Source organism: Ornithinibacillus contaminans (genome assembly GCF_001038425.2).
GTDB classification, from domain to species: domain Bacteria; phylum Bacillota; class Bacilli; order Bacillales; family Amphibacillaceae; genus Ornithinibacillus; species Ornithinibacillus contaminans.
In genome coordinates, this window is record NZ_LDPV02000024.1 from 226,699 (window position 1) to 242,303 (window position 15,605).

General features: G+C 36.9%; 16 protein-coding genes. 6 read left to right on the forward strand and 10 right to left on the reverse strand.

The genetic code is table 11. The features are described from left to right. Positions 1 to 17: 17 nt before the first annotated feature. The 5 genes from ctaG to coxB form a co-directional block, all read right to left on the reverse strand. Entirely contained in the window at positions 18 to 929 is a 912-nt protein-coding gene (ctaG, locus tag JF53_RS06550; RefSeq protein ID WP_047981379.1) for a cytochrome c oxidase assembly factor CtaG, read from the reverse strand. Between the two features lie 185 nt (positions 930 to 1,114). Continuing rightward, the gene (ctaF, locus tag JF53_RS06555) at positions 1,115 to 1,429 is read right to left on the reverse strand and encodes a cytochrome c oxidase subunit IVB (RefSeq protein ID WP_047981380.1); all 315 of its coding nucleotides are present in this window, start codon (positions 1,427 to 1,429) and stop codon (positions 1,115 to 1,117) included. Positions 1,430 to 1,432: 3 nt separating this feature from the next. Beyond that, positions 1,433 to 2,056, reverse strand: a complete 624-nt coding sequence (locus JF53_RS06560; protein ID WP_047981381.1) for a cytochrome (ubi)quinol oxidase subunit III — start codon at positions 2,054 to 2,056, stop codon at positions 1,433 to 1,435. Position 2,057: 1 nt separating this feature from the next. After that, the gene (gene ctaD / locus JF53_RS06565; protein WP_047981382.1) at positions 2,058 to 3,911 is read right to left on the reverse strand and encodes a cytochrome c oxidase subunit I; all 1,854 of its coding nucleotides are present in this window, start codon (positions 3,909 to 3,911) and stop codon (positions 2,058 to 2,060) included. 48 nt (positions 3,912 to 3,959) lie between these two features. Then, positions 3,960 to 5,012 (reverse strand): cytochrome c oxidase subunit II, encoded by a 1,053-nt coding sequence (gene coxB, locus JF53_RS06570; RefSeq protein ID WP_047981383.1) that lies wholly within the window; start codon positions 5,010 to 5,012, stop codon positions 3,960 to 3,962. Between the two features lie 836 nt (positions 5,013 to 5,848). Between coxB and JF53_RS06575 the strand changes: the two genes are divergently transcribed. Then, positions 5,849 to 6,805, forward strand: a complete 957-nt coding sequence (locus JF53_RS06575; RefSeq protein ID WP_047981384.1) for a COX15/CtaA family protein — start codon at positions 5,849 to 5,851, stop codon at positions 6,803 to 6,805. 136 nt (positions 6,806 to 6,941) lie between these two features. Here the strand turns inward: JF53_RS06575 and pyc are convergent, their stop codons facing one another. The 3 genes from pyc to JF53_RS06590 all read right to left on the reverse strand — a co-directional run bounded on the left by pyc (position 6,942) and on the right by JF53_RS06590 (position 11,966). Further along, on the reverse strand, positions 6,942 to 10,382 hold the full coding sequence (pyc, locus tag JF53_RS06580) for a pyruvate carboxylase (protein WP_047981385.1): 3,441 nt from the start codon (positions 10,380 to 10,382) through the stop codon (positions 6,942 to 6,944). Further along, on the reverse strand, positions 10,370 to 11,554 hold the full coding sequence (gene ftsW / locus JF53_RS06585) for a putative lipid II flippase FtsW (protein ID WP_047981386.1): 1,185 nt from the start codon (positions 11,552 to 11,554) through the stop codon (positions 10,370 to 10,372). The genes pyc and ftsW overlap by 13 nt, the downstream gene beginning before the upstream one ends. 130 nt (positions 11,555 to 11,684) lie before the next feature. After that, the gene (locus JF53_RS06590) at positions 11,685 to 11,966 is read right to left on the reverse strand and encodes a YlaN family protein (protein ID WP_047981387.1); all 282 of its coding nucleotides are present in this window, start codon (positions 11,964 to 11,966) and stop codon (positions 11,685 to 11,687) included. A 263-nt stretch (positions 11,967 to 12,229) separates the two neighbouring features. Here JF53_RS06590 and JF53_RS06595 point away from each other — a divergent pair, with 263 nt between their 5' ends. Both JF53_RS06595 and JF53_RS06600 read left to right on the forward strand, forming a co-directional pair. Then, entirely contained in the window at positions 12,230 to 12,712 is a 483-nt protein-coding gene (locus JF53_RS06595) for a hypothetical protein (protein ID WP_047981388.1), read from the forward strand. 130 nt (positions 12,713 to 12,842) lie between these two features. Further along, entirely contained in the window at positions 12,843 to 13,454 is a 612-nt protein-coding gene (locus JF53_RS06600; protein WP_047981389.1) for a YhcN/YlaJ family sporulation lipoprotein, read from the forward strand. Between the two features lie 37 nt (positions 13,455 to 13,491). Here the strand turns inward: JF53_RS06600 and JF53_RS06605 are convergent, their stop codons facing one another. Beyond that, a complete protein-coding gene (locus tag JF53_RS06605) occupies positions 13,492 to 13,743 on the reverse strand; it encodes a hypothetical protein (protein ID WP_047981390.1) in 252 nt (83 codons plus the stop codon). Positions 13,744 to 13,867: 124 nt separating this feature from the next. On the opposite strand from JF53_RS06605, the gene JF53_RS06610 reads away from it, so the two are divergent. Continuing rightward, positions 13,868 to 14,071: a YlaI family protein gene (locus tag JF53_RS06610; protein WP_047981391.1), complete on the forward strand. Its 204-nt coding sequence runs from the start codon at positions 13,868 to 13,870 to the stop codon at positions 14,069 to 14,071. A 58-nt stretch (positions 14,072 to 14,129) separates the two neighbouring features. Here the strand turns inward: JF53_RS06610 and JF53_RS06615 are convergent, their stop codons facing one another. Continuing rightward, the gene (locus JF53_RS06615) at positions 14,130 to 14,444 is read right to left on the reverse strand and encodes a YlaH-like family protein (RefSeq protein WP_047981392.1); all 315 of its coding nucleotides are present in this window, start codon (positions 14,442 to 14,444) and stop codon (positions 14,130 to 14,132) included. Between the two features lie 135 nt (positions 14,445 to 14,579). Between JF53_RS06615 and JF53_RS06620 the strand changes: the two genes are divergently transcribed. After that, entirely contained in the window at positions 14,580 to 14,780 is a 201-nt protein-coding gene (locus tag JF53_RS06620; protein WP_047981393.1) for a DUF5325 family protein, read from the forward strand. A 38-nt stretch (positions 14,781 to 14,818) separates the two neighbouring features. Then, complete coding sequence (locus JF53_RS06625) at positions 14,819 to 15,574, forward strand: helix-turn-helix domain-containing protein (protein WP_053351188.1); 756 nt, start codon at positions 14,819 to 14,821, stop codon at positions 15,572 to 15,574. The last annotated feature ends 31 nt before the right edge of the window (positions 15,575 to 15,605 follow it).

The window sequence follows — 15,605 nt, forward strand, 5'->3', positions numbered from 1 at the left end:
GCATATAATTTAAGCTCTTAATTTGTCATATCATTTGCATTAGTAGTCGGTAATGGATCAATTTTTAATGTTTCCGGACTAAACCACGCATAAAACACTCTAGCTAAAATTACACCATACGTTATTTCCTGCATAATTTTCATAATGATTCCTCCAAGCTGTTGATCCTCTAATGTAGCCAACGGAGAAAACATCTCTGGTCCAGAAAGGCTGTACGTTAAACCAGATAAGATATCAGCAGGCACACATAAGGCTAACGCCTGTAACCATGCACCATTCGCACTATAGGCAGCATAAAGCGGAACATCTGAGAAAATAATCAACACACAGGCTGGTGTAATTAATACACTATTTCCGAAAATATAAAAGATCTTCCCTAGCGGCTTCAACCGTTCAAATTCCTTCACAGGTGACATAATGGGAAACCATACAAGAAAAGCAAAAATAAGTAACACCATATGTATTGCCGTATGCGATAGCTGCGATGATTTCGTAAAATCAAATACAAATGGCAAGTGATAAATCGAAAACAACGCATTAAATAACAGAATAGAAATTAATGGTAGTGTTAAAAAACTCATTATAGGTTTAATGATTGGTTTTAGCAGTACCTTTTCCCAAATCCACGCTGGAATTCCTTTTAGCATAAAAATCGGAAATACAATTAAGTATATTGCCATTTGAATCATATGTGCTGTCAGCATAATATGAGACAATAAATCAATTGGTGATCCTTTTACGAAGTATAGAAGTACTAAGCCACCATAAAAGAAACTTTGTTGCTTAATAGTTGGTTTGTCCGCTCGTGTATACTTATGTCGAAGTGGACCAGTAATCATGTAGTAAACGATACCAATACCGAGAACAAATAAAAGGAAATACGGACTCCAAAGAGCACGAAATCCAAAAATCTCTATATTAATCCACATTGCTTCTTCACTCCATAGAAATCCTAGTTTACTTAACATTATAACCCATTTATTTCTCTAACACACCTTCATATTGTGACAACTTTTTAAAGATAATAAAAAAAAGACCAGAGATAGTGTGCCCTTCCCAACAATTCTACTTCATACTTATTGGGATTTTAACACAAACTCTGATCTATTTTTCTTTACCACCAGATAACTAAGCTTAAAGCAGCTACCGTAAGAACCGCAGCAAATATGCCACCATATATCATTACTGCCGCCATTTCATGCCCTTTGTCCTTCATGTGCATGAAATAGTAGAACTGAAATCCTACTTGAACAAGTGCTAAGACAAGTAATAATGGAACTGCAAGCATCTTATCCATCATTCCAGACCCAACAATTGCGAATGCTACTAGGGTAAAAATAATCATTAATACAAATGTGACGATTTGCTTTTTCATTTCTTCCTTATGCTGTTGCTTATGAAATTCATTGGATTTGGTGCTGTTTTCCATTGTTTATGCCACCTTCCCCATTAGGTATACCACTGTAAAAATGAATACCCATACAACATCGATAAAGTGCCAGTAAAGGCTAAATGTATTAAATTTCGGTGCATTATAAAGATTTAATCCTCGCTTAGCATTTCTGATCATAAGTGCAGATAACCATAGAAGACCGAATAATACGTGTCCTCCGTGGAAGCCGACTAGCGTATAGAACGCAGACCCAAATGCAGATGACCGGAATGTGAAATGTTCACCATGAATGTAATGATAGAACTCATAAATCTCACAACCAAGGAAAACAAGACCAAGTAGTCCAGTTATCCCTAGCCAAAGCATCATCTTCTTAAAGTTATTATTTTTCATATGGTACATTGCATACACACTAGTTAATGAACTAGTTAGTAAAAGCATTGTCATAAGAAAAACTAATCCTAAACCGAATAAATCTTGTGAAGCAGGACCATCAGCAGTTGAGTTTTTCAATGCTAAGTATGTTCCAAAAAGACTTGCAAATAAAACTGTTTCTCCACCTAGGAAAAACCATAGCCCAAGAAATTTATTCTTACCCTCTAGTGTTGCTTTTTCGGGATTATGAGGCATCGTTTCTGGGTTTAAGGAATGATCGTGACTCATATTAGTCAGCCTCCCTTTCAAGGTCTTCTTTATGGATATGGTAGCCGTGATCATCTTTCAATGAACGAACTAACATGCTACCAAGTGCTATTGCCATACCACCAAATAAAGCAATATAGGCTAATTTGTTATCATTATGGTAGATAAATCCGAAACCAGCGATAAAGAACCCTAATGACATAATAAATGGTATGATCGAACCATTTGGCATATGAATGTCACCCAGTGGCTCTGCTGGAGTCATTTTACCATTACCTTCTGTCTTTTCAATCCATAATGGATCAAGACCACGAATCAACGGTAATTGTTTGAAATTATAATGTGGTGTTGGTGACTCAACTGCCCACTCTAACGTACGAGCTCCCCATGGATCTCTTGGAGAAGGTTCTCCTTTAAACCAACTGTAGAATGCATTAATTAGGAAAACAATCGCTCCAAATGCCATAAAGAACGCACCGATTGTACTAATTAAATTACCTGTATCTAGTCCTTGATCCGGTAAGAATACCCAGTAACGTCTTGGCATCCCCATTAGACCTAAGAAATGTTGAATAAAGAATGTTAAATGGAAACCAGTAAAGAAAGTCCAGAAAGCCAGTTTACCTAACTTTTCATTAAGAACTCTTCTAAAAATTAACGGCCACCAATAATGTAAGCCAGCTAAGATTCCGAATACAACTCCACCAACAATAACATAATGGAAGTGTGCAACTACAAAGTATGAATCATGATATTGATAATCAGCTACAGATGTCGCTAACATAACCCCTGTCATCCCACCAATAGTAAAAGAAGGTATGAAAGCAAGTGCCCATAGCATTGCAGAGTTAATCGTAATACTTCCACCCCAAAGCGTTAGAAGCCAGTTAAAGATTTTAATACCGGTTGGTACTGCAATCGCCATTGTTGCAACAGCAAAGATGGAGTTCGCTACCGGACCCATTCCTACTGTAAACATATGGTGCGCCCAAACCATGAACCCTAGAAAAGCGATTAGAATAGTTGCAAATACCATTGCTGTATAACCGAATAAACGCTTTTTAGAGAATGTTGCAAAAATCTCACTAAAGATACCAAAGGCCGGCAATATCAGAATGTAAACCTCTGGATGTCCAAAAATCCAGAATAAATGCTGCCAAATAATACCGTTACCACCTAATGTTACATCGAAAAATGCTGCACCGAACATTCTATCGAACATTAGTAGAAATAATCCAACCGTTAATGCTGGGAAAGCAAATAAAATTAAAATACTAATAACAAAAGTCGTCCACGTAAATAATGGCATACGCATGTACGTCATTCCAGGTGCACGCATATTAACGATGGTAACTAAAAAGTTAATACCACCCATTAATGTACCTGCACCAGATATTTGGAGACCTAATACATAATAATCAACACCATGACCAGGAGATTGTGTTGATAAAGGTGTATAAGAAGTCCAACCAGCATCAGGTGCTCCACCTGTTAGCCAGCTAACATTCAGCATAATTCCACCGAATAAGAACAACCAAAAACCTAGTGAATTCAAAAACGGAAATGCTACGTCACGCGCACCGATTTGTAATGGCATGACCGCATTCATAATTCCAAGTAATATCGGCATGGCTGCTAGGAAAATCATCGTAGTACCATGCATAGTAATCATTTCATTGTATAGACCAGCTTGAATAAAATCATTCGCTGGTTTCATTAATTGAATACGAATTATTAATGCTTCTAAACCACCTAGTAGGAAAAACAAACCACCTGCATAAAGATATAGCTTACCTATTTTTTTATGATCAACAGTTGTTAAATAATCCCACAATACGGCAGCGAAGCCTCTATTCTGTGTAAGTGCTGTACTCACAAAATAAACCTCCCTTTTCCATCTTGCATCACAAACAATATCACATTATTAGTTACCAGCATCGTCCGGTGTTATTTCAGAAGGATTCAGCTGTAGTAAATAATCTGCAATTAATGCCGCATCTTCTTCATTTAACTGTGGATAATTACCAGTCATATTATTTCCTGGTTTAATTGACTCAGGATTTAATAACCACTCAATAATATTTTCTTTTGTTAAATCTTCAACACCTGCTAGCTTTTCTCGTGCTCCAAAATTAGTCAAGTTTGGTCCAGCTTGAACCGGAGATGATCCGATTGCATGACAGGCGATACAATTATTTTCTTCAAATAGTTCTCTACCTTGTGCAGCAGCTTGATCTTCTGGTACTACCTGCGGATCAAAGTTTTGCATATCTGCTACCCACTGATCAAATTCTTCTTGGCTAACAACTACAATTTTAAAATCCATTAACGAATGGGATGGACCACATAACTCAGCACATTTCCCCCAATAAACGCCCTCCTCATAAGCTTCAATGAATAAGGTGTTTTCGTTTTCAGGGTTAACATCCATTTTACCGGATAATGATGGTACCCATAGGGAATGGACCACATCAGAAGATAACATATTTAAGTATACCTTTTGCCCAACCGGAATATATAAATCTTCACTCGTTTGGATTTCTTGCCCTTCGTAATCAAAATGCCACCAATACTGGTTACCAGTCACATTTACATTTAACGAATCACTAGCTTCCGTTTCATCAGCTAAATCAAATGTGTAATAAACCGTTGGTACTGCAAGAACAATAATTAAAAGAATCGGAATAACTGTCCAAACAGTCTCTAATGTTTTATTTCCTTCTACTTGTTTTGGAATATAGTCTTCTTGGCCTTTCTTTTTACGGAAGCGTACAAGAGCGATAACAAATATCACCATAACAATAAGAAGAACAAATAACATTATTACTGTAGGTAACAGGATTAAATCCAGTGATTTTTCTGCACCATAACCCTTTGGATCTAAAGCTGTTAAGTTTTCTTTTCCACAGGCTGATAGAAATAATGCCACAAAGCCTAATAGGGATAATACCTTAAATTTTCCCATCCAACCTTTCATGTATTCATACCTCTCTTTCTATATTCCTTCCTTATTTATATTAATTAGTAAGGATAGCAAATAAATTTGGGGAACTAGACAGTTGTTTCTCCAACTGAAAGTTCTAATGAAGTAAGTAGTGCAAAACAAATAATCATACGGTGGTTTGCCCTAGTCTACCCATCTTTCCCATTCAAAACAATTCCTAATAATACGTTTACAAATTACAGCAAGTCATGTTTCTCATTTTGTAATACCGATACAGCAGCATTGCCCACAATTTGCCTGGAAGTTAATATTGTTTTTCCCATCCTGTAAATCCCCCCTTAAACTTCCATTATAAAAAAGGGACAAATTAAAGAAGCATACTAAACCTCATACCTATTGTTACTATTCCCCTAAAGTATGCTAACTATCATGCTAATTGTACCTCGGCTTACTTTTCCATTCATATATAACTACCGGTGATAAACTACTGAATATTCCATACCCTTCTGACTATTTTGTGAATTCTTGAGTTAAAATAAAAGAAAAGGCAATAAGTGCCTTCAAGACTGTGATTCTATATGTATTCTTTAACTCATGAATGAATAGTTCTTAGGCTTTTAGCAGAATATCCCCTATACTATTTCTAGCAGACAATGACAAACAATGCAAGGTTTTTTTACTATTTTGTCACCCTAGCACTGTTTTTACTAAAGCCTTTAACAATTCTGTGTCAATTCTTAATTTATTCCTAAAATAGATTGATTTATCGTAGTTAAAAGGCTTATCATGAAGAGTGGAATTATTTTTTTCAGACAATTGAACTAATCCTTCAATTATTACAACATGGTACAAAGTGAGGATACATAGGTATGGTGAAAACATTAAAATGGCTATCAGTACTTGCTACGTTAGGGATGGTATTCGTCTTAATTGGCGGTGCACTAGTCACAAAAACAGAGTCTGGTGATGGTTGTGGTGATAGTTGGCCACTTTGTAAAGGTGAGCTTGTACCGTCTCAAATAGATTTTGAACTCATAATTGAATTAAGTCATCGATTGGTTTCTGGATCCGTCGGTATTATTGTCCTACTATTAGCGTTTTTATCTTGGAAATATATCGGTGACATTAGAGAAGTAAAGTTCCTTTCCTTCTTATCTGTATTCTTTTTAGTACTTCAAGGATTAATAGGAGCTGCAGCAGTTATTTGGCAGCAATCTGATTTTGTACTTGCTGCTCATTTTGGAATTTCATTAATCTCATTTGCTGCTATCTTTTTATTAATGTTATTGATTTTTGAAATCGATAAGAAATTTGATGCTACATCCTTACATATTAACAAAAGGCATCGATACGAAATATATCTGTTGACAGCCTATACGTTGCTCGTAGTATACACTGGGGCACTTGTTAGACATGTTAATGCAAACTTAGTTTGTGGAGACTGGCCATTTTGTACAAATTCATCTCCTTTAAACATTGCTTCCTACAGCTTTGAACAGTGGGTACAAATGGGGCATCGACTTGCAGCAGGTATTTTATTTTTCTGGACGCTTTCCCTATCAATACGATTAATCAAAAAATATCGTAGTCACAAGGTTATGGTATGGGGATTTGGGGTAACACTTGCCCTAATTTCACTTCAAGTATTCTTTGGTGCGATGATTATTTTTTCGATGTTAAACCTAGGAATTGCTTTAATGCACGCACTTGTCATCACTTGCTATTTCGGTATGCTCAGCTACTTCATTTTACTTTCTAATCGAAGTGCTATCATGGAACGAAAAAATGAACGACCAGAAGAACTAACCAATACTAATAGTAAATAAGATGAGGCTGGTCTTAAGTAATCTCGAAAAAGATAAAAGCCGAACATTTCACGATACCCGTTCCGGGATTAGTGGATAGTTCGGCTTTTTATCTTTTTACTTTACTTATGCTACAGCCTCATTTTCATTTGATATTCTATTCAAATTCAATTAACAAATCATTTACCTCGATAGTATCGCCATCTTGAACGTGTATTGCTTTAATCACACCATTAAAGGGAGCTTGAACAGTTGTTTCCATTTTCATAGCTTCTGTAATGACTAATTGCTCACCTTTTTCAACGGTTTGACCTGTTTCACAAACCACCTTCAAGACTGTACCTGGCATAGTAGCACCGATATGCTTTTCATTTGATTTAGTTGCTTTTGGTCTTGTGACTATTTGTGTTTGAACACTATGGTCACGCACAATGACTTGCCTTGCTTGCCCATTTAATTCAAAATAAACCACTCTTGTTCCATCTTCTCTTGGTTCAGAAATCGAGATTAGTTTCACAATCAATGTCTTACCTTGCTCAATCTCAACTTCAATTACTTCGCCAATTCGCATTCCATAGAAAAATGTTGGGGTATCTAATACAGAAACATCCCCGTAAGTTTCATAGAAATCATGATAATCCATAAATACTTTTGGATATAGGGCATAGGCAATCATATCAAAGCTCGTTACTTGTCTGTCCAACTCTTTAAACAATGTTTCCTTTAAGTGTTCAAAGTTAATCGGATCAAGTAGCTTCCCTGGTCTTTCCGTAATCGCTTGTTTCCCTTTTAAAATAATGCGTTGTAGTTCCTTTGGAAAACCTTGATATGGCTGGCCAAGATAACCACTTGCAAATTCGACAACGGAATCAGGGAAATCAATACTTTCTCCCTTTTCATAAATGTCGTCTTCTGTTAGATTATTTTGCACCATAAACAATGCCATATCACCGATTACTTTTGAGCTAGGTGTCACTTTTACAACATCACCAAACATATCATTAACACTTCGATACATAGATTTTACTTCGTTCCAGCGTTCCCCTAACCCAACTGCTTTTGCCTGTTGTCTTAAATTACTGTACTGCCCTCCAGGCATTTCATGCTCATAAATCTCGGTATGTGGTGACTTCATGCCACTTTCAAATTCCTGGTAATATTCACGTACACTTTCCCAGTAATACGAAACCTTTTCATAGGAGCCTATCGAAACATTTGGCTGTCTTTCTTTTCCTTCTAGTGCATAATACAAGGTTTGCGCACTTGGTTGTGAAGTTAATCCCGCCATAGGTCCACTGGCGACGTCGACAACATCAACACCTGCATCAATTGCACGTGCGTATGTATAGACACCGTTACCACTCGTATCATGCGTATGCAAATGTATCGGAATATCTATCGCTTCTTTCAATTCAGTAATCAATTGATAGGCAGCTTCTGGCTTTAATAAACCAGCCATATCCTTAATACCGAGTATATGTGCACCAGACTGTTCTAGTTCTTTTGCTAAATTTTTATAATATGCTAAATTGTATTTCGTTCTGTTTGTATCCAGAATATCTCCTGTGTAGCAAATAGCTGCCTCAGCAAGCTTATTGTTATCTCGTACAGCTTGGATTGCCGGTACCATTCCTTCTACCCAGTTTAAGCTATCGAAAATTCGAAAGACATCGATTCCTCCTGATGCACTTTTTTCAACAAACTCTTCGATCAGATTATCAGGATAGTTCTTGTAACCAACGGCATTTCCAGCTCGTAACAACATTTGCATTAAAACATTCGGCATTTTTTCACGTAACTTCAGTAATCTTTCCCATGGATCCTCTTTTAAGAACCGATAAGCAACATCGAACGTAGCTCCTCCCCACATTTCTACAGAGAATAAGTTTGGTAAGAGACGCGCGGTTGGTTCTGCGATTTTCACTAAATCCTTCGTCCGAATTCGAGTCGCCAGCAAGGATTGATGTGCATCACGGAAGGTTGTATCTGTTAAGAGCACTTCTTTTTGATCCTTTAACCAGCTTGCAACACCCTCTGGACCGTTCGCATCTAGTAATTGTTTTGTTCCTTTTTGAACCGGGATGTGATCCACCTTTGGTACAATAGCATCTTCAAAATGGGGCTTGACCATTTTTGTCATTCCTTCATAGCCATTTACTGTTGTATGTCCAATGAAGGTTAGCATTTTAGTTCCACGGTCTTTCCGTTTCGGAAAGACAAATAATTCAGGTGTCTCATCAATAAAGGTCGTATTATATTCTCCCTTTATAAATTGCTTGTGTACCATGACATTCTCTAAAAATGGAATGTTCGTTTTGATCCCCCGAATACGAAATTCCTTGAGATTACGAACCATTTTTTGCACAGCTTGTTCAAAGGTTAGCGCCCAAGTTGACACCTTAACCAATAAGGAATCATAATGTGGTGAAATTTCCGCACCTTGGAATCCATTACCAGAGTCTAAGCGCACTCCAAATCCACCACCTGTACGATACGCCATAATCTTACCGGTATCAGGCATGAAATTGTTTAATGGATCCTCTGTCGTAACGCGTGACTGAATAGCATATCCCTGCGTTGTAATTTTTTCTTGCATTGGAATTCCAACGGATGGATCATGGATATTTTGACCATCAGCAATTTTTATTTGTGTTTGCGCAATATCCACGCCAGTAATCAGCTCGGTAATTGTATGTTCTACTTGAATACGTGGATTTACTTCAATAAAGTAAAACTGTTCATCCTTCACTAAAAATTCCACTGTACCAGCATTTAGATAGTCCACATTCTTCATCAATTGTACAGCTGCATTACAGATGTCTTCACGTAGCTCATCTGAAAGTGAAAGACTTGGCGCAACTTCCACTAGTTTTTGGTGGCGTCTTTGTATGGAACAATCTCGTTCATACAAATGAACAACATTGCCAAATTGATCTCCGATAATTTGGACTTCAATGTGTTTTGGCTGTTCAATTAATTTCTCAACATAAACTTCATCACTACCAAATGCAGCTTTTGCTTCAGATTTGGCGCGATCATAACTATCACGAAGGCTACTCGCACTTCGAACAATACGCATACCACGTCCGCCACCGCCTAATGCTGCCTTTATAATAATCGGATAACCATGTGATGCACCAAACGCCTCCACTTCTTCTAAAGTGGAAACCGGGCCATCACTTCCAGGAATAACTGGTAATCCAGCCTGTATTGCTTGTGTTCTGGCTCTTACCTTATCTCCAAACATATGTAGATGTTCACTAGTTGGTCCTATAAAAATAATGCCTTCCTCTTCACATCGTTTAGCAAAATCAATGTTTTCCGATAAAAATCCATAGCCAGGATGAATTGCGTCCACCCCAACTTTTTTGGCAATCTCTATAATTCCTTCAATGTCCAAGTAAGCATCAATTGGCTTCTTACCTTCCCCAATCAAGTATGCCTCATCGGCTTTATAACGGTGATACGATCCTAAGTCCTCCTTGGAATATATGGCTACTGTACGTAAACCTAATTCCGTACATGCTCTAAATACACGAATCGCAATTTCGCCACGATTGGCAACTAAAACCTTTTTGATCTTATTTAGCTTGACCATTTTGTTCCTCCTTTATAGGTAAATGGATTGTCTGGAATAGATTGTCTATTTGCAGGAACAGGCTCCTGCTCTTTCTTTTTCACGTTCATCGCTATGTTGTTTAATATCCCCATTGAGGTTAATAATACTAGCAGCGATGACCCCCCATAGCTTACAAATGGTAATGTTACCCCAGTAATCGGTAATATCCCACTCGCTGATCCTAAATTAATAAATGCTTGGATTCCTACCATGGAAGAAATACCAATTGCGAGTAATGAGCCAAAGCTCTCCTCGCATTTTCTTGCAATAAAAATCCCTCTAAGTACTATTGTAGCTAATGCTCCAATGACGATGAACACACCAATAAACCCTAATTCCTCAGCAATTACTGCCATGATAAAGTCGGTATGCGGACCAAATAAATAGCCTAGCTTTTGGACACTTTGCCCTAGGCCTTCCCCTGTTAATCCACCAACTCCAATTGCTAAATACGATTGAATCAGATGGTACCCATCTAGTTCAGGTGAATTGAACGGTTCATAGGCACCAGTGAATCGCGACACACGTTCATCGGTAATCATATTGGGTATAGCGATTGCTAAAAATAATAACCCAATCGCAACTAGCATAAATAGATGTTTAAATCTTATACCTGAACTAAATATGATGGAACACGCGATTAAAAATATGATCGAAGCTGTTCCAATATCAGGCTGTAGCACGATTAAACCGAGCACTACCCCGGTTAAGATCAGAGGTGGTAATACACCTCTATTAAAATTATTAATATAGGCTTGTTTTTTAGAATAGACAGATGCAAGATACATAATTAGTCCTAATTTCGCGAACTCTGAAGGCTGTATACTTATTGGTCCAATAGCGAGCCAAGACCTCGCATTACCATTCGTTTCTCCAAAGAACTTAACAGCAAGTAGTAGTACAATAATTCCAAGCACAATTAATTTAACTAATTTTTGATAATTTTTATAAGGAAAAAACGTACAGAAAGTAAAACCAACTAATCCAAGAATGAACCATTGGAGCTGTCTCATTAAATAGTAATTGCTTTCATATCCTTCTACAACAGCAAGAACCATACTAGCACTATAAATCATAACTATTCCGAATCCAGATAATACTATTGGTGTTAAAATTAAGGTAAAATCATAGTCTTTTATTTTACGTAACATCTTTTCCCTCTCCATTTTCAGGTAAATACGGATGATGGCTTTAAACTAATTGAAACAAAAAAACCTTGCCATTTCATATGCAGGCAAAGTTTTTAATCACAAAATCCTACCACACGAAATTAGTGTAGCTTCACAAAGATTTTTGTGCTGCTTCATGAAGTATATTTAGCTGCCTCTCTAGATTTTCAAGCAGGGCTTTTCCTTCATCTTCGTTAATTAAGTTTAGGCGAACAGCAAAGTCTATCTCCCGAGAAAGACCAAACATTTGCGTATCTAAAACTTCTTCATATAATGGACATTGCGGCATCGTTAAATTATCAATCTGCACCTCAATAAGCCGCAAAATTTTTTCAGCATCAGCCTTAAGAAGGGCATAGGCTTTTTCACGATGGTCGATCGTAACCTCTGGCATCAAAAATATCCCCTCCACACAAAACAAACCCTATCTTTAAAAATCACCGGCTTGTTTTACTTTAATCATAAACATTTCTTCTATATTATATTATCGTTTACCACCAGAAAATGCAAATGTTTCATTCAGCAATTTTCTGAAAGAAACTTTCTATAATAGCGTTTTATGAGCATCGATGATTCATAGATTGCTTAAATCGTGAAATTATTCGATATGTTTGCTATTCTTAGGTAGGAAAAGATTATTTCGAAAGGTGGAAAAATATGATTGTCCCAATTCTTGGTAATGTAGCATATTCCATTACAATGGATCCAACTGTATGGATCTTTGATGATCGTAAAATTATACTGGAAGAAGCTTTTCAACCAGTAAATAAAATGACGAAACACGATGAATTAAAGGAAGCCGCTGAGAGATGGGAACGTGCGACTAGCAGACAAGCCAAACCTCCTGTTAACAAAAGCTTATCACGGCACGAACGAGAAAATATATTACAATATTCCTATGTCATGCCAATTGATGATTTTCTCAATCATGCCGAAATAAAAGAGGGAGCTACTAATGCAACCTTATTAACTGAACATGGGGATGTTACACTTTCCATAGCACAGCTATATAATAGTTATCTTGTATTTGCTATCGAGGGTAAACCGTTAACAGAAGATGGACCAGTTTATTTACTATATAAGGATGGTTCAAATAAAGACAACCCAATTAAAGGTATTAAAAAAATTAGAATTAATTAATTTTGTCTAAGCTGGTGAAATCAATCTCGATTTCACTAGCTTTTCTTTTCTACTGTATAATTTAGTCTTTCCTACTCAAACTAACGGTATAGTAATTCCCCTTATTTACACTTTATAGGAGGAGTGTTAGATGTTGATACGAAAGGCTATTGTAGTCGTTAGTTTATTAGTATTGTTTGGATGCCAACAAAACAACGAAGAGCATTCTTTACCGTCGGAGAAAGAGGATCAAAATGATCGCATCATCAACGTAAAAAACTCTGCTCCACGTGAGCAAAGAGATTTATCTAATGAAGATATCGCTGACCATCTTGCCAATATAGCCGGAGATGTTCCGCAAGTTAATGACGCTGTAGCGATAGTTGTTGGACCATATGCCCTTGTTGGCATCGACGTCGATAAAGAACTGGATCGTTCACGAGTCGGAACCATTAAATATTCTGTCCTAGAAGCACTACAACACGATCCATACGGAAGAACAGCCGTCGTTGCTGCAGATGCAGATGTGATGGAAAGAATTCGTGGAATGAATGACAAAATCAGGCAAGGCTATCCAATTCAAGGAATAGTTGATGAGGTGGCAGCAATTGTCGGAAGATACATGCCTGACTTCCCAATTCCAGAAAACCAACCAGAACAACCAGACCAAAATAAAGAAATTTTAGATGATGAGGAACAAAAACAATTGGATGATATCGAGAACAATCAATCAAAAAACGAACGAGAAAAACGAGAACATTAAGCTCACAATATGGAGGTGCTCTTTTGAGCACCTCCATTTATTCTTCCTCTTCTTCTGTAACATGGTTATAATATTGAACACCGAATTGCGAACCCTCTGATACCATTTTAGCATTTTCAAGTTGATCTACTTCAAGCGTGTCTACTTGATCAGGTTTTCCTGCTTTGTAAAACGTAGCATCTTCCCCTTCTATTTCATGGTGGCCTGTCCTTTTATTCTGTTGAATAGTTCGAACGACTAAACCAGCTACTCCAGCACCTAGCGCAGAAAATATATAGCGTTTCTTCATACTATCACCCTTTACTAGATTTACTATATATGTTCCACTAGTATAGATAATTTAAACAACTTACTTGTTTTTTCCTTATTTATGGTATAGTTAAACGGAATACTTCTATTTTTGAGGTGGTAAAATGCAAGTAAAATGTGTCATATGTGATACGGTAAATACGATAGAGGATTACTCTCTACAGGCGAAAAGACTGCGAAATCGAAAAATCAATATGTATTTATGCCCAAACTGTGATAATCGAATAAAGGAAAATACATTAAAACGTCATGAAACAGGAATGTTTCGTCTATATGAGGAAAAGAAAAAAGAAGACGAATTAATTTAAGATTAAAGCGGGTGTATCATACCAATCGATTGGATCGGTGTGATACACCCGCTTTTGTTTAGGAAGTTTTTTTCGCCTGACGTTGGAGATGTAGACGAATACGATAAACTGCTAAAACTATACATATTACGATAAGACTTTCTGTCATTGGAAGTGGATCAGATGCCCATACTGCTGGTAACACGATAAATAAGATATTCAAAATAAAAATGCCAACTGCAAGTAATAGATAGACAATAACAGACTTTAATACTGGTAATTTCTTTGCAAACCCTAACTTATAGGCAATTGCTGCAAAGATCAAATTAACGACGTATAACACGGTAAACAATTGATCGACACCAAATTTATCCATTACAAAATCATAAACCATTTATATCCCTCACTTAATTTGCTCATCGTTAATCATACTAGAATTATCCACATCCCGCTAGTCTTTTATCGTTTCTATTTTGAATATCCCGAAAAAATAAGCTATACTGAAAGGGAAATAAAGCGGGGTGACATCGTGAAAAATATAAACGTACCAATGCTACTACTTGCAATGTTGGTTATCCTGATGTTTGTTGCTGTTGGATTTGCAATAGCATTACGAAATATTTGGCTAATACTATTATTTATAATACTAGGATTTGCTATTATGGGGACTGGGATAGCGAATAAAAGAAGAAAAAGTGACTCACAAGCTGATATGCTCCCCCTAAAGTAGACACCAAAAAAACAAAACTACTTTAGGGGGAGTTTTTTATGCGTTCTAATAGTAAACATTCTGTTGATGAACTTGAAAGATATATTCAAATGTACCTTGATGAAGGATGGAGCTATCGGGAGTTAAGTGAAAAGAAGGGTCTGCTGTTAAGTAAATCGGTATTTAATAAAAAAGTGCTGAGATACCAAGAACAGGGGATTAGAGGCATTCAAACGAAGAGGAGAAATAATAAATATAGTAAAGAGTTTAAGGACTTGATCGTTAAAGAACGCATCGAACAAGGCACACCTTTCATACAGTTAGCTCGCAAGTATGGTATTCCGAATGATAGTACTGTTCGAAATTGGATCATCAAGTATACTGAGGGGGAGGAATTAAAAACTTATTCTCCAAAACCCGAGGTGTATACAATGAAAAGTAGAAAAGTGACGCATGAAGAAAAAGTTGAGATTGTCAAAGCATGTTTAGCCAATAACTTATCTTATAAAGACACAGCTGAAAAATATCAGGTTTCTTATAATAATATTTACTCATGGGTTCAAAAGTACAAAGCGCATGGTCCTGATGGACTGGTAGATGGACGAGGCCACGGAAAGCCAGACAAGATCCAAACAGATGAAGAAAAGTTACGAACAGAAATTGCAGCATTAAAAGCACGAAATGAGTACCTTGAAACAGAGAACGCTGCGCTAAAAAAGTTAGAAGAAGTGGAAAGAGAGTTGATGTTACGCAAACGCGGTATGAGGCAGAGTACCAAACAATCAAAAAGCTCGAAAAAAAGGGGTTCAAAATAACCATACTATGTGAAGCATTAGGTGTGAGTCG

What these genes read in the sequence shown, in the direction of transcription:
- JF53_RS06560 (WP_047981381.1), bottom strand. Translation starts at nt 2,056, where the DNA reads ATGAGTCACGATCATTCCTTAAACCCAGAAACGATGCCTCATAATCCC.
- JF53_RS06615 (WP_047981392.1), bottom strand. Translation starts at nt 14,444, where the DNA reads ATGGTTTATGATTTTGTAATGGATAAATTTGGTGTCGATCAATTGTTT.
- JF53_RS06595 (WP_047981388.1), top strand. Translation starts at nt 12,230, where the DNA reads ATGATTGTCCCAATTCTTGGTAATGTAGCATATTCCATTACAATGGAT.
- JF53_RS06625 (WP_053351188.1), top strand. Translation starts at nt 14,819, where the DNA reads ATGCGTTCTAATAGTAAACATTCTGTTGATGAACTTGAAAGATATATT.
- JF53_RS06610 (WP_047981391.1), top strand. Translation starts at nt 13,868, where the DNA reads ATGCAAGTAAAATGTGTCATATGTGATACGGTAAATACGATAGAGGAT.
- JF53_RS06575 (WP_047981384.1), top strand. Translation starts at nt 5,849, where the DNA reads ATGGTGAAAACATTAAAATGGCTATCAGTACTTGCTACGTTAGGGATG.
- JF53_RS06590 (WP_047981387.1), bottom strand. Translation starts at nt 11,966, where the DNA reads ATGCCAGAGGTTACGATCGACCATCGTGAAAAAGCCTATGCCCTTCTT.
- JF53_RS06600 (WP_047981389.1), top strand. Translation starts at nt 12,843, where the DNA reads ATGTTGATACGAAAGGCTATTGTAGTCGTTAGTTTATTAGTATTGTTT.
- ftsW (WP_047981386.1), bottom strand. Translation starts at nt 11,554, where the DNA reads ATGTTACGTAAAATAAAAGACTATGATTTTACCTTAATTTTAACACCA.
- pyc (WP_047981385.1), bottom strand. Translation starts at nt 10,382, where the DNA reads ATGGTCAAGCTAAATAAGATCAAAAAGGTTTTAGTTGCCAATCGTGGC.
- JF53_RS06605 (WP_047981390.1), bottom strand. Translation starts at nt 13,743, where the DNA reads ATGAAGAAACGCTATATATTTTCTGCGCTAGGTGCTGGAGTAGCTGGT.
- ctaG (WP_047981379.1), bottom strand. Translation starts at nt 929, where the DNA reads ATGTGGATTAATATAGAGATTTTTGGATTTCGTGCTCTTTGGAGTCCG.
- coxB (WP_047981383.1), bottom strand. Translation starts at nt 5,012, where the DNA reads ATGAAAGGTTGGATGGGAAAATTTAAGGTATTATCCCTATTAGGCTTT.
- ctaF (WP_047981380.1), bottom strand. Translation starts at nt 1,429, where the DNA reads ATGGAAAACAGCACCAAATCCAATGAATTTCATAAGCAACAGCATAAG.